The sequence below is a fragment of the Polynucleobacter sp. QLW-P1DATA-2 genome, from assembly GCF_001870365.1.
Taxonomy (GTDB): Bacteria; Pseudomonadota; Gammaproteobacteria; order Burkholderiales; family Burkholderiaceae; genus Polynucleobacter.
This window is the reverse complement of record NZ_LZMQ01000003.1, coordinates 290,695-313,552: the sequence shown is the minus strand read 5'-3', so window position 1 is coordinate 313,552 and position 22,858 is coordinate 290,695. Positions and strand designations below refer to the sequence as shown.

Below are 22,858 nucleotides of genomic sequence, written 5' to 3'. Positions count from 1 at the left end.
TTCGCTTAGAAAGTACGTTCTTTAGGAGGGAAGGACTCAACGGTCAAAGGCTTCAGCACAACTGGTTTGTAAGTGAGCTTATTTCCTTCGCTATACCAAAGGGTATGCTTCATCCAGTTCTCATCATCGCGCTCTTGATGGTCATCATGTGAATGTGCGCCACGACTTTCTTTACGAGCTGCCGCAGAGATCATGGTTGCGTTTGCGGTCTCAACCAAGTTAGCTACTTCCAAAGCCTCAATACGGGCAGTATTGAAAATCTCGGATTTATCTTTGACCCACAAATGTTTGGCACGCTCAGTCAACTTCGCCATTTGACGAACACCTTCATCCATCAATTCTTGATTGCGGAACACACCAGCATATTTCTGCATGCACTTACGAATATCGTTAGCAACATCTTGGGCATATTCGCCAGAAGTAGAGTTATCTAACTTTGCAATGCGCTCCAATGTTTGCTGACCAGCATTTGCAGGCAATGGCTTGAACTCACGATTCTTCAGATTCAAACCAACAATGTGATTACCCGCGGCGCGACCAAACACTAAGAGGTCGAGCAAGGAGTTGGTTCCCAAACGGTTTGCACCGTGGACTGAAACGCATGAGCACTCGCCGATGGCATACAAACCATTAACGATTTCATTGTGAATACCATTAGCCGGCACAACCACTTGACCGTTGATGTTGGTAGGAATACCACCCATCTGATAGTGAATTGTTGGCACAACTGGAATTGGCTCTTTGGTCACGTCAACGTTAGCAAAGTTAATACCGATTTCATAAACAGAAGGCAAACGCTTCATGATGGTCTCAGCACCAATATGTGTCAGATCGAGCACAACATAGTCGCCATTAGGACCACAACCGCGCCCTTCTTTGATCTCTTGGTCCATGCAACGAGAAACGAAGTCGCGTGGTGCCAAATCTTTATAGGTTGGCGCATAACGCTCCATGAAACGTTCGCCGTCTTTATTGCGCAAGATACCGCCTTCACCGCGGCAACCTTCCGTCAATAACACCCCTGCACCAGCTACGCCAGTTGGGTGAAATTGCCAGAACTCCATGTCTTCTAATGGAATATTTGCGCGAGCGGCAAGGCCCATACCGTCACCAGTATTAATAAATGCGTTAGTAGACGCATCCCAAATGCGGCCTGCACCGCCAGTAGCCAACATCACGACCTTGGCTTCCAAGATGTAAACCTGACCTGTTTCCATTTCGAGAGCAGTTACACCAACAACATCACCCTCGTCATCGCGGATCAAATCGAGCGCCAACCATTCAACAAAGAAATTGGTTTTTGCACGTACGTTACGCTGATACAAGGTATGCAACATGGCATGACCGGTACGGTCAGCTGCAGCGCAAGCACGTTGAACAGCTTTTTCACCATAGTTTGCAGTGTGTCCACCGAATGGACGCTGATAGATCGTGCCGTCTGGGTTACGGTCAAACGGCATACCAAAGTGCTCTAACTCATAAACAACTTTCGGAGCTTCGCGACACATGAATTCGATCACGTCCTGGTCACCCAGCCAATCAGATCCTTTGATGGTGTCGTAAAAATGATAGTGCCAATTATCTTCACTCATATTGCCTAGTGAAGCGCCGATACCACCTTGCGCAGCAACTGTATGTGAACGTGTTGGGAAAACTTTTGTAAGTACAGCAACATTCAAGCCGGCTTCTGCCAACTGCAATGAAGCGCGCATACCAGAACCGCCCGCACCAACAATCACCGCATCAAAGCGGCGACGTGGCAATGATTTTTGAATTGCAGTCATCGAATTACACTTTCCACAAAATTTGTACGGCATAAGCCGCACAGGCTACTAAATACAGAACAGTTAACACTTGCAGCGTTAAACGAATGCTGACAGGCTTGATGTAGTCCATCCAGATATCGCGCACACCAATCCAAGCATGATAGAAAAGGCTGAACAAGGCCAGGAGAGTAAGAAGCTTCATCAACTGGTTGCTGAATAAGCCAGACCAACCTTCGTAGGTCGCACTGCCGGTGATGCAATAGTCAACCAAAAGAACAACCGTAAATACCACCATCACAATCGCAGTAATACGTTGAATGATCCACTCTTTAAGGCCGTAATGAGCGCCTACAACTAAGCGCTTTGGTCCAATTTGATAAATAGGCATGAAATTTCCTTAAGTGATGTGCTTAGTAGAAGCCAAATAATTTAAGACCTACTGCTGCAGTCAGAGCGATACCTACAATCAATACGATGATTGCTGAACGATTGGACTCTGACTTCTCTACTCCGATTTCTAAATCGAGCAAGAGGTAGCGAATACCAGCACAGAAGTGGTGCAAGAAGCACCAGATCAAACCTAGGCAAATAATTTTGATCAGCACATGGCCGGTCAAAGCCTGAAACTTTTGATAACTCAGTTCAGAAGCCAAGCTCTGATCTAAAAGATACAAAATGAATGGCAACAAGAGGAACAAAACTGCTCCGCTGATACGGTGAAGAATCGAAACTTTACCGGCCCAAGGAAGGCGGTATTTCACCAACTGGGCAAGACCAATGTTTTTGTAGACCGGTCTGTCTTTTTTTACGTTTTGCTGTGCATCAACCATGGGCAATCTCTATGTTTAGGTGGAGGTTCAGTGTGATTTTGTTGTGTCGCAACATATTCTATTGGAAACCTTGGGGGTGGTGGGGGTTTTTAAGGGTTTATAGGGGTTAAAAAGGGGTTTTGCGGATAAGTCAGTTCAATTTATTCTCATAATGCTGCTCGGAAGTGTCGTATCTAGCATGCCGAATCTCTACTGGCTTATTGCCGTAGGTGAACGCTATGCGCTCTACCGATAAAAGGGGCGCGCCCACGGGCAACTTGAGATGATTTGCCAGCAATTCATCTGCTGCAATTGCCTTGATCTTTTCTTCAGCCCTCACCATGTGGGTAGCGTATTGGCTCTCATATAAGGCATAGACTGGGGCATGCCACTCATTCAAGGCCTCAAGATCCAAGCCTTTAAAGCGGGCGCCTGGAAGCCAAATCTCTTCAAAAACAACGGGTTGACCAGCAAAACTCTGCACCCGGTCAATGTAAATAACCGGATCGCCTGCCTTTAATTTAAGCAAATTGGCAATATAAGCGGTAGCTTTTGTGGTTTGGCACACTAAAAAACGGCTGGTGAGGTGGAATTTCTCACCTGAATCAGGGGCTAAACGCAAGAAGCGGTACTGCCAATCATCTTCTTGATGGGTTGCAACAAAAGTGCCCTTCCCTTGCCTTCTGACAAGAAGGCTTTGAGCGGCAAGCTCGTCAATCGCCTTCCGAACCGTGCCTTGGCTGACTGCATATCGCGCAGCCAATTCCATTTCACTTGGAATAGCTTCGCCCGGCAGCCACTCTGAGGCTTGCAGGCTAGCCAAAATCATTGCCTTGATCTGTTCATACAGAGGGCTAAATGAGGCAACAGGCAAATTAACTTCTGACAAATTCACTCCATGAGGACATCAATTGGATAAAATTCTGAGTAATTCTAGTCTTATATAAGACGTCATTGACAGTGTAAAGGGAAACTCCCTACACTTGAATGGATAATAGAAAAGTTTTCAATAATCAACCTACTTAACTTTCCTTTGGAGTAATTAGTAATGGCAAAAGCCCCAATGCGTGTCGCCGTAACCGGTGCAGCCGGTCAAATCGGATATTCCCTCCTATTCCGCATCGCCAATGGCGACCTTTTGGGCAAGGATCAGCCCGTGATCCTGCAATTACTTGAAATTCCAGACGAAAAGGCGCAAAAAGCCTTAGGCGGAGTGATTATGGAGCTCGAAGACTGTGCATTCCCTCTATTGGCAGGTGTTACAGCGCACTCCGACCCATTAACTGCATTTAAAGATATCGACGTTGCCCTTCTAGTTGGCGCGCGTCCACGCGGTCCCGGCATGGAACGCAAAGATTTACTCTCTGCTAACGCTCAAATCTTCACTGCACAAGGCAAGGCATTGAATGCAGTTGCGAAGAAGACTGTCAAAGTATTGGTTGTTGGTAACCCAGCAAATACAAACGCCTACATCGCCATGAAATCTGCTCCAGATATTCCTGCGAAAAACTTTACAGCGATGTTACGTCTCGATCACAACCGCGCACTCTCACAATTGGCAAACAAATTAAACAAGCCTGTTGCTGGTATTGAAAAGTTGGTTGTATGGGGTAACCATAGTCCAACGATGTACCCCGACTATCGCTTTGCAACAGTTGATGGCAAGTCAGTGAAAGATTCAATCAACGATGCAGCTTGGAATAAAGATGTGTTCATTCCAACTGTTGGCAAACGCGGTGCAGCCATCATTGATGCACGTGGCCTATCATCTGCAGCCTCTGCAGCGAACGCAGCAATTGATCACGTTCATGACTGGGTTCTTGGAACGAATGGCAAATGGGTCACCATGGGCATTCCTTCCAAAGGCGAATATGGCATTCCAGCTGAAGTCATTTATGGCTTCCCAGTGACATGCGAAAACGGTGAGTACAAAATGATCGAAGGTTTAGAGATCGACGAGTTCTCACGTGAGCGTATGACTCACACATTGAATGAATTGCTTGAAGAGCAGGCTGGCGTTAAGCATTTGCTCCCTTAATTTTCTAGGAAAGCTACATGAAAAAATCCTTTTTCAGCATTAGCCTTGCAATTGCTTGCCTCACTGGGGCCGCCAATGTCAGCGCGGCTAGTGAAGAAGTTTTCACTTGGACCTGCGGTGAGAGCAAGCAGTTTAAAACCTCGGGCACTACCGAGAAAGTAAATCTTGTTTGGGAATCAAAAACTTATGAATTAGATCGCCAAACTTCATTGCCTGGTAGCTTGCGTTATAAAAACGTGAACTCTGGCTTTGACTTGGTGGTATTGGGTAACAAGGCAATGTTATTTAATATCAAAGCAGGTACTCGTTTGGCGGATTTTTGCCAAACAGCAGATATGAAGGCCGGTAATCTGTCCCACTTGTTTGCAGGTGCAGAGCCATTCGTTCAAAACTAAGTTTTTAGTAGCAATGAACAAAAAAAGCCGAGAGATCCTCGGCTTTTTTCTTATGCATCTCGTCACCGCTAATGAAAGAGTGGCTGTTGTGTTGGCGCATCTTCGGGCATCTCTGCGTGTACCGCTTCCCCAGATCGATCTGGAAACAAAGGGGCCCCGCAGTCATCACATAGTTCTGGGTCAAATAACATCGCGTGACGGAAAACATCCTCTACGCCAGCATCGTGTAATGCATCACAGATTTTCTTAATTGGGCTTTCATCATCCGATAAATCATTAAGAGCATCGCTAGCCACGCTTTCGCGATCGTATAAAGGCCAAATAACACCGTACATAATTTCAGGCGAGCCTTTAGCACTAAAGGAAATGCGATATTCATCCGCCTGCTCTTCGCCAAATGCGCCAACCACACAAGATAAGCCTGCCGGCAGAATACCCAGCGTGCTCTCAAGGAAATTAACGGCAGCACGAATACTTAATGGGCGTACATGTTTGTCAGCCAAACGACAGTTAGTGAAATAAGCCTCAGGCAGTAGGAGCTCAAACTCGCACCCAGGCAATATCGAGGCAATCGGCTCTTGCATGGCGTTTTGCCAACCGATCAAACTCACACCCCGCTCTTGTCTTGTAGGTGATTCTTCTTGCCACTTAAAGATTGGTGATCCACTAGGTGCGCTGAGGGCGGCAATAATAAAACGCGGATCAGCCAATACAGCAATGGTCTCTAACATATCGCGTAACTCAAGCTTGACATCGCTTCCCAAGATCGCAGCAGTAGCCAAGGACTCCGTTAATAGACGTGTTTGGCAATGGGAATGCGGCATTTGATCGATGCTATATAGCCAGGGAACAATTGCCAAGCGTGTATCGGTGGCTGCTATCGCAGCATGCAAAGCGCCAGCTGTCGACTCAATCAAATTCGTTGGCATAGGGCCAGACGGAATTTGATAGCGAGTGTGCGCCACAATTGGCAGAGCCAATAACAGCACATCCCATTCCTGCCCTTCATGCTCCATCTTCAAGGACTCGGCTAGAGTTTCAGCACAATCTGCCAACACTTCAAATGCAACCGTATTAATGCGGAAAGTTTGATCTAAGGCTGCGTCAATCACATTTTGATTTTGACTCTTGAGCAAACGCATAAGGCGCACATTGAGGCGCTCTTCCCAAAAGCGATCCTCTACAAGACTCCCAGAGGCTGCCAAGGAAATAGCATCAGCCACCAACTTGTCGACCTCTGGTGAGGTGCGTTGAGACGGTTTAGTGCGATGTACGGCCATTATTTTTTCTCTGCCCGTCTAAAAATGGGTTTTTCTGGTTTGGATTCGGCTGCATAATATTTATAACCATCCAAATTAAAACCTTTTAAATCTGCTGGATCGGTAATTCGATTCTCCACTACATATCTAGCCATTAAGCCACGGGCGCGTTTGGCATAGAAAGAAATAATTTTGTACTTGCCATCCTTGGCATCCTGAAACACGGGTGCAATCACAGGGCAACCCAGTTCTTGAGCTTGCAGCACCTTGAAATACTCCTCTGAGGCTAAGTTCAGCAAAACAGGCTTTTTCTGTTTATCGAGCACCTTTTTTAGCGAGTCAGTTACCCTGCTCCCCCAAAAGGCATAAAGATCTTTTCCCCTAGCATTCTTAAAGGAAGTACCCATCTCTAGCCGGTAGGCCTGCATCAAATCCAAAGGCCTTAAAGCGCCATACAGACCGGACAAAATGCGAATGTGCTCTTGAGCGAAATCAACTGCCTTGGCATTGAGAGTTTTGACATCAAAGCCGTCATATACATCGCCATCAAACGCATAGATAGCAGGCTTGCTATTTTCTTCGGTAAATTTTTTGGACCAGTCGCGGTACCGCCCCACGTTTAGAGTGGCTAATTGGTCCGATAAACCCATCAGCTTAGACACGTCCTGAGGAGCCAGTTTCTTAAGATCCGAGATCAACTTAGCGGATTCTGAGACAAACTCAGGCAAGGTGGGTGCCTTGACCTTCACAGGAGTCTTGTAATCCAAGGATTTAGCGGGAGAAAGGACGATCAGCATGGCACAATTTGTATATGTATTTCTTCCATTCTAGCGACTACCGGATTTATCCGCATAAAAGCCCCATAGAGCATAGATAGCCCTCTTTTGTCATGATCTCCCTCAATCTCACTCCCTCGTTCCCAAGTCGCCTGCCTCAGGTTGGCACAACGATATTTACGGTGATGTCGGCGCTGGCAACAAAACATCAGGCGATTAATTTAGGGCAAGGTTTTCCGGATTTCCCATGCGATCGCGATTTGATTACCAAAGTAAATGAGGCGATGCTGGCTGATCACAATCAATATCCTCCAATGATCGGGGTTGCAGAGCTACGACAGGGCGTTTCAAAAAAGATTCGGAATTTATACGGCCATCATTACGATCCAGATTCTGAAATCACCATCACTGCTGGCGGTACTCAAGGAATTTTGACCACCATTCTCTCTTGCGTAAGTCCCGGCGATGAGGTGGTCATCATTGAACCCGCTTATGACAGCTATAGACCTTCGATTGAATTGGCTGGTGGTAAAACCATCGCTGTTTCATTAGAGCTTGTACGCGATCAACATGGTCATGTGTCTTCTTACAACATTCCATGGAATGCCTTAGCAAAAGCCATTCATGCCAAAACACGTCTCCTCATCATCAACACACCCCACAATCCAACCGGGATGGTTTGGCAAAAGGCAGACCTAGATCGTTTGGCAAAATTACTGAAAGACACCTCAACCCTAGTCTTAAGTGATGAGGTTTATGAGCATATGGTCTTTGATGGCGCTCATCATCACAGCGTTGCCTCCCACCCAGAACTAGCAGCACGTAGTTTTTTGATCTCCAGCTTTGGCAAAACCTATCATGTCACGGGCTGGAAGGTCGGCTATGTTGCTGCGCCTATTTCACTCACTGCTGAGTTTCGGAAGGTACACCAGTTCAATGTGTTTACTGTCAACACACCAATGCAGTATGGTTTAGCTGCTTATCTTTCCGATGCATCTCATTACTTAAACCTCCCTACTTTCTATCAAGCGAAGCGAGATTTCTTTAGGGCGGGTTTAGAGCAAACTCAATTTAAGTTATTGCCAACACCTGGAACCTATTTCCAATCGGTTGATTACACAGCACTGAGCATCCCGGAAGCAAAATTACCAGAAGCAGATTTTTGCAAATGGCTCACTACTGAAGTGGGGGTCGCAGCCATTCCTGTTTCTGCGTTTTATGAGCAGGCAACCGAATCTGGCGTCATTCGCTTTTGTTTTGCTAAACAAGAAGAAACATTAACAACCGCCTTACAACGTTTACAAGCCCTATAGATATCGAGGAAAAATAATGAAAAAGAATAAAGATGCTGCTGCAAAAAATATAATTGATGTCTACAGCTGGCCTACTCCTAATGGCCATAAGGTACACATCATGCTCGAAGAGTGTGGTTATCACTTAGGTAAAGACTGGTTAGCGCATCCGATTGACATTGGTGCTGGTGATCAGTTTGATCAAGCGTTTTTGAAAATCAGCCCAAACAATAAGATTCCTGCTCTAGTCGATCCAAATGGCCCCGATGGTAAGCCCATCCACGTTTTTGAATCTGGCGCCATCTTGCTTTACCTTGCCGCTAAAACTGGTAAGTTCTTACCAAAGAGCACTCGCGGCAAATATGAAGTCTTGCAATGGCTCATGTTTCAGATGGGAGGCTTGGGTCCTATGCTTGGGCAAAACCACCATTTCCGGCTCTATGCTCCTGAGAAAATTGAATACGCCATCAACCGCTATACCAATGAAGCCAAACGACTTTATGGGGTTTTAGATACACAACTGAAAGATAATCCCTATATTGCAGGGAAAACGTATTCGATAGCTGATATGGCAATTTATCCTTGGACACGGAATTGGAAAAATCAAGGGATTGAAATCAATGACTATCCCAATTTCAAACGCTGGTTTGAGATGATCAGTAAACGACCCGCAGTTATTCGTGGTTGTGAAGTATTAACGGCATTACGCAAACCCTTGCATGATGACAAAGCAAGAGAGCAGTTATTTGGATCAACCCAGTATCAAAGAAGGAAATAAGATGAAGATTGAATCGGTTGGTGTAATCGGTGCAGGAACTATGGGTAATGGCATTGCGCAAGTCTGTGCAGTTGCCGGTCTTGATGTAGTCATGGTTGATATCAATGAAGCTGCTGTGCAACGTGGCTTAGATCAAATTAGCAAAAGCTTAGATCGCCTAGGTTAAAAAAGAAACGCTTACTCCTGAAGCTAAAGATGCTGCTCTTAAGCACATCAAAGGCAGCACCTCTTATGCAGACTTTAAGGGACTTGGCCTAGTCATTGAAGCCGCCACTGAAAACCAAGCAATTAAAGAAAAGATTCTTAAGCAAGTCGATGAGATTGTCAGTAAAGACACCATCATCGCCACCAACACTTCATCACTCTCCATTACGAAACTGGCTGCTCTCGATTCCAACCCTGAACGCTTTATTGGGATGCATTTTTTTAACCCGCCACCCTTGATGGCATTGGTTGAAGTGATTCGCGGCCTCCAAACCAGCGATGCAACTCATGCTGCCATTATCGATATGGCAAAACGGGTTGGCAAAGAACCCATTACTGTCAAGAACTCACCAGGCTTTGTGGTCAATCGCATCTTGTTGCCAATGATTAATGAGGCTTTCTTTGTTTTGTCAGAAGGCCTAGCCAGTCCAGAAGATATTGATGCAGGTATGAAACTCGGTTGCAATCAACCAATTGGTCCACTAGCTTTGGCAGACCTCATTGGTTTAGATACTTGCCTTGCAGTCATGGAAGTGTATTTTGAAAACTTCAGCGACTCAAAATACCGCCCATGCCCTCTTCTCCGTGAAATGGTTGCTGCTGGCTACCTCGGCCGTAAGACAGGTCGCGGCGTTTACACCTACGATAAATAACTTCCCCAAAGAGATCTTGTGAGCCCCACCCCTAACCCTATCCCGTCACTAGTACTAAAACTCGGCTATGCAGGCTTAATTCCCTTTCTTGGCCTTGCTTTGATGGTGCAACTGGCCCCGACCCCCCTAAACTACTTAAGCGCTGAATCGCTTGCTGGCTATGGCGCCGTTATCACCTCGTTTATGGGCGCAATGCATTGGGGCGCCAATTTACATACCCTGGGTAAGGCACCGGTTGGTGATCGTTGGATCGATCGCAACGCTTGGATCTGGGGAGTTATTCCCGCTTTGGTGGCATGGCTAGCCCTTCACATTTATATCCCTGTGGGTTTATTAATCTTGGCATCAACCTTAATCATCCAACGCAATATTGATCAAAACACCTATCAATACTATTTCTCAGATGATGTAGCGCGTGCTGCTTTTATGGTGATGCGCAATCGCTTGACGTATGTTGCGGCTGCTTGCTTAACTTGGGCTGCGGTTGTGATTCTTTTTATCCAGGCGTAATTGCATGAGCGGTCTTTTCGATAGCACTCCTCCGCCACCTTTAGCGGAAGCGCTTCGCCCAAAATCAATCGAGGAGGTTATTGGGCAGACCCATTTACTCGCAGCTGGCAAACCACTGAACTTGGCATTTGCATCTGGAAAGCCTCACTCTATGATTTTGTGGGGCCCTCCTGGCGTTGGTAAAACCACACTCGCACGCTTATCTGCCAAAGCGTTTGATCGAGAGTTCATTGCTATCTCAGCAGTGCTCGCGGGCGTGAAGGAAATTCGTGAAGCCATCGAGCAAGCCCAACAAAATATGGCTCAATATGGCAAGCAAACCATCTTGTTTGTAGATGAGATTCATCGTTTCAACAAAAGCCAGCAAGATGCGCTTCTGCCCCATGTGGAATCTGGCCTATTTACCTTTATTGGTGCAACTACTGAAAATCCATCCTTTGAAGTGAACTCTGCATTGCTTTCACGTGCTCAAGTTTATGTTCTGAAATCCTTAAGTAGTAGTGAGCTCAAGCAATTGTTTGATCGTGCCCACCATCATGCAATGCCTGAAGTGCATTTTGAAACTGCGGCAATTGATACTCTGATTAATAATGCTGATGGTGATGCGCGCCGCCTGCTGAATTTAGCCGAGCAAATTCGCAATGCGGTTCTCACTCCTAATGCCGAAGTAAAAATAGTAGATCAAGCCTTTATTGAAAACGCACTCACCATACAAGCAAGGCGCTTTGATAAAGGTGGAGATCAGTTCTACGATCAAATCTCGGCCTTGCATAAATCCGTGAGAGGCTCTGATCCAGATGCAGCACTCTATTGGTTTTGTCGCATGCTTGATGGCGGTGCCGATCCACGTTACCTAGCCCGTCGCATTATTCGGATGGCATGGGAGGACATTGGACTTGCGGATCCCCGGGCAATGCAGCTTGCTAATGATGCCGCCCTCACCTTCGAGAGGCTCGGGTCACCGGAAGGTGAGCTCGCATTAGGTCAAGCTGTAGTGTATTTAGCTGTAGCCTCCAAAAGCAACGCTAGCTATAAAGCGTTTAATGCGGCTCGCGCCTATGTAGCTAATGACCAATCCAAGCCAGTGCCAAATCATTTGCGCAATGCCCCTACCGAGCTCATGAAAGAGCTCGGTCATGGCAAGGAATATCGCTACGCACATGATGAGCCCCATGGATATGCGGCTGGTGAGACCTATTTGCCTGAAGGAATGGCAGAACCCCATTGGTATGAGCCCGTTGAGCGTGGGTTAGAAAGTCAAATTAAAGAAAAGATGGCTTTCTTGCGTCAACTTGATGCTGAACATCATCAGAAATAAGTCAATACATTAGGCCAATCAATATGGGCACCAAAATTCCGGCGACTTTTTACTACGATATTGTTTCTCCATTTGCCTACTTGTACATCAAACAAAGACATCGCCTTGAAGACAAACTGGACATCACTCCTGTGGCCGTTTTACTGGGTGGATTGCTAAGAGCAGCGGAGAATAAAGGTCCCGGTGAGATTGCTGCCAAACGCCCTCACACTTATCAGTTTTGCGTATGGCAAGCTGAAAAACTAGGCATCCCTTTTCGCTTTCCTGAACATCATCCATTTATGACAGTAGCACCTCAACGCTTGTTGATAGAGCAAAACGCAAATTGGAAAATGGTAGAGCGAGCCTTTGATTATGTTTGGATGGAGGGTAAGGACCCCAATCTTTCTTGGTCAGAATTTTGCATCTACTTAGGTTTGCCTGAAGATACACTCAAACCTGAATCTCCTGCAGTCAAAGCACAGCTGATGGCCAATAGCAATCAAGCTAAAGCAGATGGGGCATTTGGGGTGCCTGCCCTTATCGTCAATCAACACTGCTTTTGGGGCGTCGATACTATTGACTGGACACTTGATTACCTGGCTCGACCTAGTATGTTTGACGAAGCCCCTTATACCAATGCGGGCACTATTCCCAGTGGCTTGCCTTCATAGTTTGACTTTATTACGTAGCGCCATTGAGCAATACAATCAGCTATATCACCATTAACCAATTCAGGAGTCTTTATGCGTAAGCTATTAGCCAGTCTTATTTTCATCACTAGTTGTTTTGCTAGTCAAGCTGCTTTAGCTGGACCGAAGGTGGAATTTAAGACCAATATGGGGAGCTTTGTGGTTGAGCTCGATGATGTGAAGGCCCCAAAAACAACTGCAAACTTTCTGAATTATGTGAAGAGTGGTTTTTATAACGGCACTATTTTTCATCGTGTGATCGATGGCTTCATGATCCAGGGCGGAGGCTTTACACCTGATCTTGTGCAAAAGCCAACTGATGGCCCGGTAGCATCAGAAGCTAACAATGGCCTTAAGAACAATACTTACACCATTGCTATGGCACGCACATCTGATCCCGATTCTGCGACCGCACAGTTTTTCATTAACGTGAAAGACAATGATGCCCTGAATTACCCTAACGCTATGGGCAATGGTTACACCGTATTTGGAAAAGTGATTTCTGGAACCCAAACAATTGATGCAATCCGTAAAGTACCCACCATGGTAGCTCCCGCACCACGTATGGGCAGAATGGCTGATGTTCCAACTAAGCCAGTGCTTATCGAATCAGCGATGATCCTGAAATAAGTCTTCATTACTCTTGAATACGCCACCATGATTTTGCTAGATGATGCGCAAAGCACGGCGGCCAACCCTAGCAGTCGCGCCTATGAATCACCACTGCGCTATTGGTGTATTCAGCCCAGTGGTGATCATGCTACCGATCGTAATGCCATTCAGACTTGCTTGAGCGAGATATCCGATTCTTTAAAGCAAGGTCATTATGTTGTCGCTTCATTCGCTTATGAATTGGGAAGATCGATTCACCAACTCCCACAACGCGAGGGATCAGTCAGCCCCCATCCACTAATTGAAGCTTGGTCGTTTACAGAATTTAGAAAACTTTCTAAAGATCAGCTTGATGGGCTGATTCGCCATCACTTAGACAAACTCGATTCATCACAAAGAATCGCAGGTGTCTTGGATGTTCAAGAATCTATTGATGAGCAACAGTTTTCTGCTGATATCAATCAGATTCAAGAATACATTCGTGCTGGCGATACATATCAGATCAACCATACCTACCGCATTACCGGCAAGACTTATGGTGCGCCGCTGGCTTTATATCAACGCCTACGTGAGCGACAGCCCGGAAGGTTTGGGGCTTATATAGCCCAGGGCTCTCACTACCTTCTCTCTCAATCTCCAGAACTGTTTATCGAGCGCAGAGGCGACACGCTCAAAGCGATGCCGATGAAAGGCACTGCCAACGCGTTGTCTGAAGCGGCAAGTGCATTATCGGATGATCCTAAAAATCAAGCTGAGAATGTGATGATCGTCGATTTGCTGCGCAACGACCTTAGCCGTATTTCCTTACCCAATACCGTCACCGTCCCCAAATTATTTGAGGTTGCCAGACATGGCGATGTATTGCAGATGACTTCAACCGTGCAAGGGCAAATTAAGCCCGATGTCACATTACGCGATATTTTGTATGCCATCTTTCCCTGTGGCTCAGTCACTGGGGCACCAAAGAAGCGCAGCATGGAAATCATTCAAGAGCTTGAGTCACAAGATCGAGGCTACTACTGCGGCGCCTTAGGATGGTTAGACCCCAATGGAGACTTTGCCTTTAGCGTTCCTATTAGAACCATGGAAATTGAGCGCGATGATCAGTCTCAAGCTGCTCGGTTTACTCTCGGCGTTGGTGCAGGCATCACCATTGACTCAAACGCAGCACAAGAATGGCAGGAGTGCCGCATTAAGTCTGCTTTTTTGAGAAATCTTCCGAGCGCTACGGGTATATTTGAAACTATCGCCTTGGCGAATGGCTCACCCCAAAGATTAGAGCAACATCTTGCTCGCATGCAGCATTCAGCAGGCTGTCTTGGCATCACTTTTGATAAAGCGAATGTTATTGATGCTATCTCGAGTGCCTGCGCAGCTCTCGACCAACACTTGGCATACAGACTTAGATTAGATCTTGATGTGAATGGTAATTTCAGCATCACCACTGGCATCCTTGAAGACGTGAAAGAGCCAGTAAAGATTTTTTGGGCTCAAGACATTTTGCCGGGCGATATCACCCTGCCTTCAGGGGATGCCTTGCTAGGCCATAAAGTAAGTCAGCGCCTGCTCTATGATTTAGCGTGGCAAACCGCTGTCAAACTAGGGGGATTTGATGCCCTGTTCATCAACGAACAAGGATTTGTAACAGAAGGTGGAAGAACGAGCGTCTTTATTAAACCTAAAGGAAGCGCAGAATGGCTCACTCCACCAGTATCTGCTGGCCTATTACCTGGAGTGATGCGCGCCGCCCTACTTGCTGACCCCTCTATGAATGTCCGTGAAAGCAACCTTACTATTAAAGATGTTTCAATGGCGGATGAGATTATTCTTAGCAATGCCTTGCGAGGCGCTATCAAAGCCCACTTTTAGAAAGTTCGCATGAAGTATTGCCCCAACTGCGCTGCACCCTTAACAATCAAGATCCCTGCAGATGATTCTCGTGAGCGTCATGTATGCGAAGCCTGTAGCAGCATCCATTATCAAAATCCTAGAAATGTCGTTGGCAGCATCCCCGTATTTGGCAATCAAGTTTTATTGTGTCGGCGTGCAATTGAACCCCGTCATGGCTATTGGACATTGCCGGCCGGCTTTATGGAGTTGGGTGAAAGTACAAGTCATGGCGCAGCACGAGAAACACTAGAAGAGGCCGGTGCTACTGTAGAAATTGGCCCGCTCTACTCATTGCTCAATGTTCCCCATGCGGAACAGGTGCATCTTTTTTACCTTGCGAAAATGCACACATCTGAGTTTTCAGTTGGAGAAGAGAGTCTTGAAGTAGCTCTTTTTCATGAACATGAAATCCCTTGGGGCGAATTAGCTTTTCCCACTGTTAAACAAACTCTGGAATGGTTCTTTGCCGATCGCGCAGCTGGCGTGCTTGATGGAGAGTTTCATGTACGCAGTCGCGATGTTCTCCCTTCAGAGAGAATTTAATTCCGTAACATGAGTCAAATTACTTGGCTAGGGCCAAACGATTCCTTTCCGAATCCGCTGCTAACAGCAGATCCCGATCCAAGCGTTCCTGGACTCATTGCGGTCAGCGAGCGCATTTATCCTGGCCAACTATTGCAAGCCTACCAACTGGGCATCTTTCCCTGGTACTCGGATAAGCAACCCGTTTTATGGTGGTCTCCCCATCCCCGCATGGTTTTAAAACCGACTAACTTCAAATGCAGCGAGTCTTTAAGAAAAAATATTCGCCACTTTTGCCAAGATTCTCAAAGCCAACTAGTAGTAGATGCTGATTTTGGCTCAGTCATTCGGGCATGCGCTACCAGCGACCGAAAGGATCAAGACGGCACGTGGATCACCCATGAAATCATGGATGCTTATACGACAATTCATGAAGAAGGCTTTGCTCATAGCATTGCTCTGATTGAGAACGACGATCTGATTGGCGGCTTGTACTGCGTCGCTATTGGAGGTATGGTCTTCGGAGAATCCATGTTTAGCCGCAAACCCAATGCCTCCAAAATGGCCTTGGCAGCGCTATGTGCCTGGTGCGCACAGAATCAGGTAGCCATGATTGATTGCCAACAAGAGACAGCCCATCTAGACTCCCTGGGCGCTGCACCAATCTCCAGGCAGTTATTTTTGCAGCAACTGCAAATATCCTTAAATCAAACTAATATTAAGAAACCTTGGGATTTTGATAAGAATATTCTGACTTACTGGCTATGACACGGCTTAAAGAACTACCCTTAACCGCTCTGCAGTTTTATGCAACTGCTCCATACCCATGCAGTTACCTGCCAAGTAAGACTGCCCGCTCTCAAGTCGCTACACCCTCACACCTCATTCATGCCGATGTCTATAACGAGCTTTTAAATGCAGGATTTCGTCGCAGCGGTCTGTATACCTACCGCCCATATTGTGATGAATGCAAGGCTTGTATTGCTACCCGCATTTTGGTGGATCAATTTACCCCTACGCGCAGTCAAAAGCGGGCCTGGAAAAAGCATGCTGGCCTAGAGGCCTTTGTTCTCAACTTAGGTTATCAAGAAGAACACTATCAACTCTATCAGCGCTATCAGAACGAACGCCATGCCGGTGGTGACATGGATAGCGATGACCAAGATCAGTACATGCAATTTTTATTGCAAAGCCGTGTCAACTCTCGGATTGTTGAGTTTAGAGATGGGCCTCATGATCCACATCCTGGTCGCCTTCGAATGGTGAGCATGATTGATATTTTGGAACAAGGCATTTCCTCGGTGTATACCTTCTACGATGCCACTGATAGCTCCGCTAGCTTTGGTAGCTACAGCATCCTCTGGCAAGTGGAGCAGGCGCGAGTACTACACCTTCCTTACCTTTATCTTGGTTACTATATTCAAGAGAGTGAAAAGATGTCCTACAAGGCCAAGTTTCAGCCAATGGAAGGACTAATCGACGATCATTGGCAACCACTGACTGGTTCATAATATCTACCCATGATCGATCGCTATTCTCTTTTACGCCCTTGGCTTTTTTGTCTTGACCCAGAAAAAGCCCACGACCTTACCCTCAGCAATTTAGATCGTGCTCAGCGTTGGGGCTTGTTGAATCAGTTGATTACAAAACCAATTACTGATCCACAGAAACTTTGTGGTATTACCTTTCCCAATCCAGTCGGTCTAGCTGCGGGCCTAGATAAGGATGGCAAACATATTGATTCGCTTGCCGCACTCGGATTTGGTTTTTTAGAAATTGGTACGGTCACTCCGCGCCCACAAGCAGGGAATCCAAAACCACGGATGTTTCGCTTACCAGAAGCACAGGCCATCATTAATCGCATGGGCTTTAATAATGATGGTGTAGAAGCATGCGTGACACGTGTGCGTCATTCACGCTTTTGGCAAGATGGCGGCGTACTAGGCTTAAACATTGGCAAGAATGCGACTACGCCCATTGAGAATGCGGCTAGCGACTATGTGCAGGCGATGGAGGCTGTATATGACGTTGCCACCTACATTACCGTGAATATCTCTTCACCTAATACTCAGAATCTGCGTGCACTGCAGGGAGAAGAAATGTTGCGTGCATTGCTGGGCAGCTTAGATGATGCAAGAAAACGTTTGAGTGATCGCTATGGCGTTCGCAAACCCCTATTTCTGAAAATTGCCCCCGATCTTGATCAAGGTGACATTCACCTGATTGCTGATCTCTTAATGGAGTTCGGAATAGATGCTGTGATTGCCACCAATACAACCATTGCACGAGATGCAGTTCAAGGCATGCAGCATGGCGAGGAAATGGGTGGGCTTTCAGGTGCGCCTGTTCGTATTGCATCCAACGTCGTCATCAAAGCACTTAAGGCACGACTTGGTAATCACTTACCCATTATTGGTGTAGGTGGTATTTTGTCGGGCGCTGATGCAAGAGAAAAGATCATGGCAGGAGCAAGCTTAGTGCAGCTCTACAGCGGCTTAATCTATCGAGGCCCAGATCTTGTCAATGAGTGCGCAAAAGCCTTAAGGCAGTCTTAGATACCTCAATAGCGCATTTCATTTGCACGAATCGCACCAAGAGCGTGCTCATGGGGCTCTTTTTCTATTAGATTGCATTTCATAATATGCAATATGGCATGGAATCGCTACAATAAACCCTATGAATTCAAGCAAAACTGTCAAAACCTCTAAATCCACCGGGGAAGTTGCTAAAACAGCTATCCAGGTAGTGGAGCGCATGATGAATTTGCTCGATGCCTTAGCCGAGCATGAAGAATCCAGCAGCCTTAAAAACCTAGCGGAGCAGACTGGTCTCCACCCTTCTACTGCTCATCGCATTCTGAATGACATGGTTGCCTGCAGACTAGTTGAGCGCGGTGATGGCGGCACTTATCGCCTGGGATTAAAACTGCTGGAGCTAGGTAATTTGGTGAAGGCAAGACTGTCTGTGCGTGAAGCTGCGCAAGTACCAATGCGTACTCTGCATAAGCTAACTGGCGAGACTGTTAATCTTTCCGTGCGCCAAGGCGATGAAATTGTTTATGTTGATCGCGCCTATAGCGAACGGTCCGGCATGCAGGTTGTGCGTGCTATTGGCGGAAGAGCGCCCCTACACCTAACCTCAGTTGGAAAACTATTCTTAGCTAGCGATGATGCTAATCAAGTTCGTGCGTATGTCACCCGTACAGGGCTGTCAGGCCACACTCGCAACAGCATTACAGACTTAGCAAAGCTCGAATCTGAATTGAATCATGTGCGCCGGGTTGGCAATGCACGGGATGATGAAGAATTAGAACTCGGCGTAAGTTGTCTTGCCGCAGCTATTTTGGATGACACTGGAAAATTAGTCGCCGGTTTGTCACTGAGCGCTCCAACCGATCGTATTCAAGCCGATTGGCTGCGATCGCTGCAGGACACTGCCCTACAGATCTCCAAGGGCATGGGCTATAAACCTAAATCTACTGAGCCAGGCACATCCGCCTAGCTCAATCTCATTACATTAAGCGACGAATTGGCTGCGCGCCTGAAGGCATACGCTCATACCAATCACGTACACGTACTGCATCAGCAAAACGGGATTGAGTACCAACAGAATCTAAGAACACCAATAGCAGTGGCGTGTTATTCACCTTAGCCTGCATCACCAAACATCTACCGGCCGCATTAATAAATCCTGTTTTTTGCAAGCCAATATCCATATCTCCTGAACGCACCAGACGATTAGTGTTCAAGAATTTTTGTGGGCGACCGGCAATGACCATAGTCATATCTGGCCAAGTTGAAAACTCACGGATCACTTTATATTGATAAGCTGCATTAAGCATGCGAGTTAAATCTTCAGCAGATGCCACATTCTCACTCGTCAAACCAGTTGGATCTTCAAAGTGAGTGTGATCCATTCCTATATCTTTTGCCTTATGGTTCATGGCAGAAATAAACGCCGGCAGACCACCCGGGTAGTTTCTGGCTAAGGTATAGGCGGCGCGGTTCTCAGAGGACATAAGGGCAAGATGTAATGCATCCTCACGCGTGAGAACAGTACCCTCTGCTAAGCGTGAGTGCCTATAGATGTGTGCGTCTTCTGGATTAATGATGATGGTTTCATCCATGGGCAATTTTGCATCAAGGACTACCATCGCAGTCATTAACTTGGTGATTGATGCAATAGGCAAACTGACGGAAGGATTTTTTTCAAAGTACACATCTTTTGTGTCTTGATTGACCACCATCACAACACTAGATTTCAGATTGAGTTCATCGCGTTGTCCGCGTAATCCCAAAGCTGTGGCCAAAGATGGTGGGCCAGCTACCACAGGTGCATTAGAACGAGTAACTGTAACGCGAACCGCTTTAGGCTTCTTTGGAGACTTGACTACTACCTTGCTACTCTTGGTTTGCTTATCTTTATCTTTGCTGGCGGCTAATGCTGGCGCCATTTCTAATGCGCCACAGGCAAACACCAAGGTAAGAGCAAAGAGCCAAAAACGATTCAAACGCATTCCAAAATACCTTCCAAAACTTTCAACATACGGAATGATAATTAATTTCTAGATGAAAAACGGAATTATTCGCTCCATCTAGGTTATTTCAGTCCACCAGGTAATTCCTATCTCACCCTTACTCAGCAATCGTGGCTACGGTATTGACTTGACGAGCGTTTACCAGCACAACACCAGTCATTGTCAAACACAGGCCCAGTGCCATCATCAGAGTAAAAGGTTCATCAAACAACAACCAAGCCATTAGCGCAGTAGTTGGAGGGGTTAAGTACAGCAAACTGGTTACCTTAGTTGCAGCCCCTTTACGAATCATCATGAACAGCAGGCTAATAGAGCCAATTGACAAAGGAAAGATTGCCCATAGCAGCGCGCTAATGACCGGAAGATTCCAAACCATTACACCTGTTTCGAAGAAGTACATACAGAAGAAACAAAGAAAGGCAGATACGCCAAACTGAATAGATGAGCCGGCCCGTAGATCAAATACCGGGCAGTATTTCTTTTGATACAAGGTTCCAAAGGTAATGGATAACAGTGCAGCAAACGCCAGCACATAGCTCACCAGGGGAATGTGAGCAAAACCAATCTTTTCAGCAACCACCAAAGCAACACCAGCAAAACCAAATCCCAAGCCTATCCATTGGCGTGGCGATACTCTCTCTGAAATCCAAGCGGCGAACCAAGCTGTCAAAATAGGCTGGAGGCCAACAATGATGGCAACTAGCCCAGCCGTCATTCCTAGTCTTACGGCACACCAAACACCCAATAAGTATCCAAACTGAAGTAAGACCCCCGCAACCGCAATATGCTTCATTTGAGACCAACTAGGCCAAGTGATGCGCCAGACTAAGCTTAAAGCTGCCATCGCCGCAATAACACCCATAAATCGCCAAAATAGAAAGGTGGCCGGCTCTACGTAAGGCATCGCCAAACGTGCAATAACAAACCCAGTGCTCCAAATCAATACAAATAATGGTGCAATAAGGTCGTCTTGGCTAAGCTTCATTAGTAACTTGCTGAAAATATTGGTTTTTTGAACAAGCACTGATTTTAGGCTCTTTTTTAGATCCCCCCCCTTGTGCTGATGCATAGACCCCCTGCATCCAATACACCGGATACATCGCCATATGAGCGCCATATAATGGTGCATAAATCATTAGTTGACCCAATCTGATCGGGGGGTCATAGTACAAACAAGAAAACCACCCAAACTTAGGGACCGAGATGAACTTAACGCCAGAACAAATCGCAGCGGCACAAAAAGCCAATTTAGAAACTCTGACTGGCTTGACCAACCAAGCGCTGCAGAGCATTGAAAAATTAGTTGAACTCAATTTAGCAATCGCAAAGCAAAGTTTGAGTGATAGCGTAAATAATGCCAAGAAAGCATTGGAAGTAAAAGATATTCAACAGCTTCTTGCTCATCAGGCAGAAACCGTTCAACCTATCGCTGAAAAAATTATTTCTTATAGCCGTCATTTATATGAATTGGCTCATGAAACCCAAGACAGCTTCACTAAATCTGCTGAGAAGGAATTTGCAGCCGGTCAAAAGAAAATGAATGCGCTAGTTGAAGAATGGACTAAAAATGCCCCTCCCGGTTCTGATGTAGCCATTCAAGCGCTCAAACATGCAATTGCATCAGCTAACAACGTTTATGAAACGAGTCAAAAGGCTGTTAAGCATGCCGTTGAAGTTGCGCAAACTAACATCAATACAGCAGCTGATACCGTTAGCAAAACTGCAAGCAAAGCATCTAAGAAAAAGTAATCATAAGAAGCTTTATAGCGCAAAAGCCCCGATCTCTCGGGGCTTTGTATTTAACCCTTAAGCTGGAAATCTAGCATTCAACCTAGAAAAGACCTTACGGGCATTGCCCTCAAAGATCATTTCTTTCTCTTGCTGACTTAAACCATCAACGGCTTTGAGATAACGGCGGGTATCGTCAAAGTAGAAACCGGTGTCCGGGTCGATTCCTTTGACTGCTCCAAAGGTTTCCGATGCAAATAAAATATTCTTAGCCGGGATGACTTCTGTCAGAAGATTAATTCCAGGCTGGTGATACACGCAGGTATCGAAATAAATATTGTTTAAGAGTTTTTGATGAATATCTGGGATGTTCATCTCCCTTGCTAGCCCTCTAAATCGACCCCAGTGATAAGGCACTGCTCCACCTCCATGCGGGATCAAGAAACGCAGTGCTGGAAACTTAGCAAACAGATCAGAAGTGAGACATTGCATGAATGCAGTGGTATCTGCGTTTAGGTAATGCGCACCTGTCGTATGAAAGCAATCATTGCAACTTGTACTCACATGAATCATTGCAGGCACATCCAGAGCAATCATCTCCAGATAGATTGGATGCCAATAGCTATGGCCTAGAGGGGGATCGCGCCAATGGCCGCCAGAAGGATCAGGATTGAGGTTGATAGCAACAAAACCATATTCATTAATACATTTGCGCATTTCGGGCAAACAAGTACTGGTATCAACACCGGGTGACTGTGGCAGCATTGCAGCACCAACAAAGTTTTTAGGAAATAACTGCGTTACTCGATAGCAAAGTTCATTACAAATAGCCGCCCATGTAGCGGAGGTATTAAAGTCGCCAATATGGTGAGTCATAAAACTCGCCTGTGGAGAAAAAATGGTGACATCAATGCCCCGCTCCTTCATCCTGGCAAGTTGATTTAATTCAATTGATTCACGAATTTCGTCATCACTGATTTTTAAGTCGGATACTTTAGGCCCCAATTCAGGTGTATTGAGGTTTTCAATTTGGGCATCACGCCAAGCCCTGAGTGCCTTTGGAGCTGTTGTGTAATGACCATGACAATCAATAATCATCT

General features: G+C 46.2%; 24 protein-coding genes and 1 pseudogene. 16 read left to right on the top strand and 9 right to left on the bottom strand.

Annotated features, from left to right (window positions below):
* Positions 1-5 precede the first annotated feature (5 nt).
* The 4 genes from sdhA to A9236_RS04095 all read right to left on the bottom strand — a co-directional run bounded on the left by sdhA (position 6) and on the right by A9236_RS04095 (position 3,470).
* Positions 6-1,784, bottom strand: a complete 1,779-nt coding sequence (gene sdhA / locus A9236_RS04110) for a succinate dehydrogenase flavoprotein subunit (protein WP_071465565.1) — start codon at positions 1,782-1,784, stop codon at positions 6-8.
* A gap of 4 nt (positions 1,785-1,788) precedes the next feature.
* Positions 1,789-2,154, bottom strand: coding sequence for a succinate dehydrogenase, hydrophobic membrane anchor protein (sdhD, locus tag A9236_RS04105; protein WP_071465564.1), 366 nt, complete (start codon positions 2,152-2,154; stop codon positions 1,789-1,791).
* 22 nt (positions 2,155-2,176) lie between these two features.
* Positions 2,177-2,596, bottom strand: coding sequence for a succinate dehydrogenase, cytochrome b556 subunit (gene sdhC, locus A9236_RS04100; protein WP_071465563.1), 420 nt, complete (start codon positions 2,594-2,596; stop codon positions 2,177-2,179).
* Between the two features lie 130 nt (positions 2,597-2,726).
* Positions 2,727-3,470 (bottom strand): GntR family transcriptional regulator, encoded by a 744-nt coding sequence (locus A9236_RS04095; protein WP_236638689.1) that lies wholly within the window; start codon positions 3,468-3,470, stop codon positions 2,727-2,729.
* 153 nt (positions 3,471-3,623) lie between these two features.
* Between A9236_RS04095 and A9236_RS04090 the strand changes: the two genes are divergently transcribed.
* Together A9236_RS04090 and A9236_RS04085 are read left to right on the top strand one after the other, a co-directional pair.
* The gene (locus A9236_RS04090) at positions 3,624-4,613 is read left to right on the top strand and encodes a malate dehydrogenase (protein WP_071465562.1); all 990 of its coding nucleotides are present in this window, start codon (positions 3,624-3,626) and stop codon (positions 4,611-4,613) included.
* Positions 4,614-4,630: 17 nt separating this feature from the next.
* A complete protein-coding gene (locus A9236_RS04085) occupies positions 4,631-5,008 on the top strand; it encodes a hypothetical protein (protein WP_071465561.1) in 378 nt (125 codons plus the stop codon).
* 68 nt (positions 5,009-5,076) lie between these two features.
* Here A9236_RS04085 and A9236_RS04080 read toward each other — a convergent pair whose 3' ends face one another.
* On the bottom strand, positions 5,077-6,288 hold the full coding sequence (locus tag A9236_RS04080) for a DUF2863 family protein (protein ID WP_071465560.1): 1,212 nt from the start codon (positions 6,286-6,288) through the stop codon (positions 5,077-5,079).
* Positions 6,288-7,064 (bottom strand): peroxide stress protein YaaA, encoded by a 777-nt coding sequence (yaaA, locus tag A9236_RS04075; RefSeq protein WP_071465559.1) that lies wholly within the window; start codon positions 7,062-7,064, stop codon positions 6,288-6,290. The genes A9236_RS04080 and yaaA overlap by 1 nt, the downstream gene beginning before the upstream one ends.
* Before the next feature lie 92 nt (positions 7,065-7,156).
* Here yaaA and A9236_RS04070 point away from each other — a divergent pair, with 92 nt between their 5' ends.
* From A9236_RS04070 to A9236_RS04010, 13 genes and pseudogenes are all read left to right on the top strand, one after another.
* Positions 7,157-8,356, top strand: a complete 1,200-nt coding sequence (locus tag A9236_RS04070; protein WP_071465558.1) for a pyridoxal phosphate-dependent aminotransferase — start codon at positions 7,157-7,159, stop codon at positions 8,354-8,356.
* A 49-nt stretch (positions 8,357-8,405) separates the two neighbouring features.
* Entirely contained in the window at positions 8,406-9,113 is a 708-nt protein-coding gene (locus A9236_RS04065) for a glutathione binding-like protein (protein WP_071465936.1), read from the top strand.
* 1 nt (position 9,114) lies between these two features.
* Positions 9,115-9,970 (top strand): annotated as a pseudogene (locus A9236_RS04060) (3-hydroxybutyryl-CoA dehydrogenase).
* 18 nt (positions 9,971-9,988) lie between these two features.
* Positions 9,989-10,480, top strand: coding sequence for a DUF3429 domain-containing protein (locus A9236_RS04055; protein WP_071465556.1), 492 nt, complete (start codon positions 9,989-9,991; stop codon positions 10,478-10,480).
* A 4-nt stretch (positions 10,481-10,484) separates the two neighbouring features.
* On the top strand, positions 10,485-11,798 hold the full coding sequence (locus tag A9236_RS04050) for a replication-associated recombination protein A (RefSeq protein ID WP_071465555.1): 1,314 nt from the start codon (positions 10,485-10,487) through the stop codon (positions 11,796-11,798).
* Positions 11,799-11,821: 23 nt separating this feature from the next.
* Positions 11,822-12,451, top strand: a complete 630-nt coding sequence (locus tag A9236_RS04045) for a 2-hydroxychromene-2-carboxylate isomerase (protein ID WP_071465554.1) — start codon at positions 11,822-11,824, stop codon at positions 12,449-12,451.
* A gap of 72 nt (positions 12,452-12,523) precedes the next feature.
* Complete coding sequence (locus A9236_RS04040) at positions 12,524-13,099, top strand: peptidylprolyl isomerase (RefSeq protein ID WP_071465553.1); 576 nt, start codon at positions 12,524-12,526, stop codon at positions 13,097-13,099.
* Between the two features lie 27 nt (positions 13,100-13,126).
* The gene (locus A9236_RS04035) at positions 13,127-14,950 is read left to right on the top strand and encodes a bifunctional chorismate-binding protein/class IV aminotransferase (RefSeq protein ID WP_071465552.1); all 1,824 of its coding nucleotides are present in this window, start codon (positions 13,127-13,129) and stop codon (positions 14,948-14,950) included.
* 9 nt (positions 14,951-14,959) lie between these two features.
* Positions 14,960-15,514, top strand: a complete 555-nt coding sequence (locus A9236_RS04030; RefSeq protein WP_071465551.1) for an NUDIX hydrolase — start codon at positions 14,960-14,962, stop codon at positions 15,512-15,514.
* A gap of 9 nt (positions 15,515-15,523) precedes the next feature.
* Positions 15,524-16,261, top strand: a complete 738-nt coding sequence (gene aat, locus A9236_RS04025; RefSeq protein ID WP_083393491.1) for a leucyl/phenylalanyl-tRNA--protein transferase — start codon at positions 15,524-15,526, stop codon at positions 16,259-16,261.
* On the top strand, positions 16,258-17,004 hold the full coding sequence (locus tag A9236_RS04020) for an arginyltransferase (protein WP_071465550.1): 747 nt from the start codon (positions 16,258-16,260) through the stop codon (positions 17,002-17,004). Before aat ends, A9236_RS04020 begins: the two co-directional genes overlap by 4 nt.
* 9 nt (positions 17,005-17,013) lie before the next feature.
* Positions 17,014-18,048: a quinone-dependent dihydroorotate dehydrogenase gene (locus tag A9236_RS04015; RefSeq protein WP_071465549.1), complete on the top strand. Its 1,035-nt coding sequence runs from the start codon at positions 17,014-17,016 to the stop codon at positions 18,046-18,048.
* Between the two features lie 121 nt (positions 18,049-18,169).
* Positions 18,170-18,994, top strand: a complete 825-nt coding sequence (locus tag A9236_RS04010) for an IclR family transcriptional regulator (RefSeq protein WP_071465548.1) — start codon at positions 18,170-18,172, stop codon at positions 18,992-18,994.
* 10 nt (positions 18,995-19,004) lie between these two features.
* On the opposite strand, the gene A9236_RS04005 is transcribed toward A9236_RS04010, so the two are convergent.
* On the bottom strand, positions 19,005-20,009 hold the full coding sequence (locus A9236_RS04005; RefSeq protein ID WP_071465547.1) for a serine hydrolase: 1,005 nt from the start codon (positions 20,007-20,009) through the stop codon (positions 19,005-19,007).
* Positions 20,010-20,127: 118 nt separating this feature from the next.
* The gene (locus A9236_RS04000; protein WP_071465546.1) at positions 20,128-21,015 is read right to left on the bottom strand and encodes a DMT family transporter; all 888 of its coding nucleotides are present in this window, start codon (positions 21,013-21,015) and stop codon (positions 20,128-20,130) included.
* Between the two features lie 218 nt (positions 21,016-21,233).
* Between A9236_RS04000 and A9236_RS03995 the strand changes: the two genes are divergently transcribed.
* Positions 21,234-21,779: a phasin family protein gene (locus tag A9236_RS03995; RefSeq protein WP_071465545.1), complete on the top strand. Its 546-nt coding sequence runs from the start codon at positions 21,234-21,236 to the stop codon at positions 21,777-21,779.
* A gap of 57 nt (positions 21,780-21,836) precedes the next feature.
* On the opposite strand, the gene A9236_RS03990 is transcribed toward A9236_RS03995, so the two are convergent.
* A complete protein-coding gene (locus A9236_RS03990) occupies positions 21,837-22,856 on the bottom strand; it encodes an amidohydrolase family protein (protein WP_071465544.1) in 1,020 nt (339 codons plus the stop codon).
* Positions 22,857-22,858 lie beyond the last annotated feature (2 nt).

Excerpts from the sequence above, each read along its gene's own strand:
- A9236_RS04070 (WP_071465558.1), top strand. The coding sequence starts at position 7,157 with ATGATCTCCCTCAATCTCACTCCCTCGTTCCCAAGTCGCCTGCCTCAG.
- sdhC (WP_071465563.1), bottom strand. The coding sequence starts at position 2,596 with ATGGTTGATGCACAGCAAAACGTAAAAAAAGACAGACCGGTCTACAAA.
- sdhD (WP_071465564.1), bottom strand. The coding sequence starts at position 2,154 with ATGCCTATTTATCAAATTGGACCAAAGCGCTTAGTTGTAGGCGCTCAT.
- A9236_RS04090 (WP_071465562.1), top strand. The coding sequence starts at position 3,624 with ATGGCAAAAGCCCCAATGCGTGTCGCCGTAACCGGTGCAGCCGGTCAA.
- A9236_RS04085 (WP_071465561.1), top strand. The coding sequence starts at position 4,631 with ATGAAAAAATCCTTTTTCAGCATTAGCCTTGCAATTGCTTGCCTCACT.
- A9236_RS04080 (WP_071465560.1), bottom strand. The coding sequence starts at position 6,288 with ATGGCCGTACATCGCACTAAACCGTCTCAACGCACCTCACCAGAGGTC.
- sdhA (WP_071465565.1), bottom strand. The coding sequence starts at position 1,784 with ATGACTGCAATTCAAAAATCATTGCCACGTCGCCGCTTTGATGCGGTG.
- A9236_RS04000 (WP_071465546.1), bottom strand. The coding sequence starts at position 21,015 with ATGAAGCTTAGCCAAGACGACCTTATTGCACCATTATTTGTATTGATT.
- A9236_RS04020 (WP_071465550.1), top strand. The coding sequence starts at position 16,258 with ATGACACGGCTTAAAGAACTACCCTTAACCGCTCTGCAGTTTTATGCA.
- A9236_RS03990 (WP_071465544.1), bottom strand. The coding sequence starts at position 22,856 with ATGATTATTGATTGTCATGGTCATTACACAACAGCTCCAAAGGCACTC.
- A9236_RS04040 (WP_071465553.1), top strand. The coding sequence starts at position 12,524 with ATGCGTAAGCTATTAGCCAGTCTTATTTTCATCACTAGTTGTTTTGCT.
- A9236_RS04015 (WP_071465549.1), top strand. The coding sequence starts at position 17,014 with ATGATCGATCGCTATTCTCTTTTACGCCCTTGGCTTTTTTGTCTTGAC.
- A9236_RS04035 (WP_071465552.1), top strand. The coding sequence starts at position 13,127 with ATGATTTTGCTAGATGATGCGCAAAGCACGGCGGCCAACCCTAGCAGT.
- aat (WP_083393491.1), top strand. The coding sequence starts at position 15,524 with ATGAGTCAAATTACTTGGCTAGGGCCAAACGATTCCTTTCCGAATCCG.
- A9236_RS04010 (WP_071465548.1), top strand. The coding sequence starts at position 18,170 with ATGAATTCAAGCAAAACTGTCAAAACCTCTAAATCCACCGGGGAAGTT.
- A9236_RS03995 (WP_071465545.1), top strand. The coding sequence starts at position 21,234 with ATGAACTTAACGCCAGAACAAATCGCAGCGGCACAAAAAGCCAATTTA.
- A9236_RS04050 (WP_071465555.1), top strand. The coding sequence starts at position 10,485 with ATGAGCGGTCTTTTCGATAGCACTCCTCCGCCACCTTTAGCGGAAGCG.
- yaaA (WP_071465559.1), bottom strand. The coding sequence starts at position 7,064 with ATGCTGATCGTCCTTTCTCCCGCTAAATCCTTGGATTACAAGACTCCT.
- A9236_RS04005 (WP_071465547.1), bottom strand. The coding sequence starts at position 20,009 with ATGCGTTTGAATCGTTTTTGGCTCTTTGCTCTTACCTTGGTGTTTGCC.
- A9236_RS04045 (WP_071465554.1), top strand. The coding sequence starts at position 11,822 with ATGGGCACCAAAATTCCGGCGACTTTTTACTACGATATTGTTTCTCCA.
- A9236_RS04030 (WP_071465551.1), top strand. The coding sequence starts at position 14,960 with ATGAAGTATTGCCCCAACTGCGCTGCACCCTTAACAATCAAGATCCCT.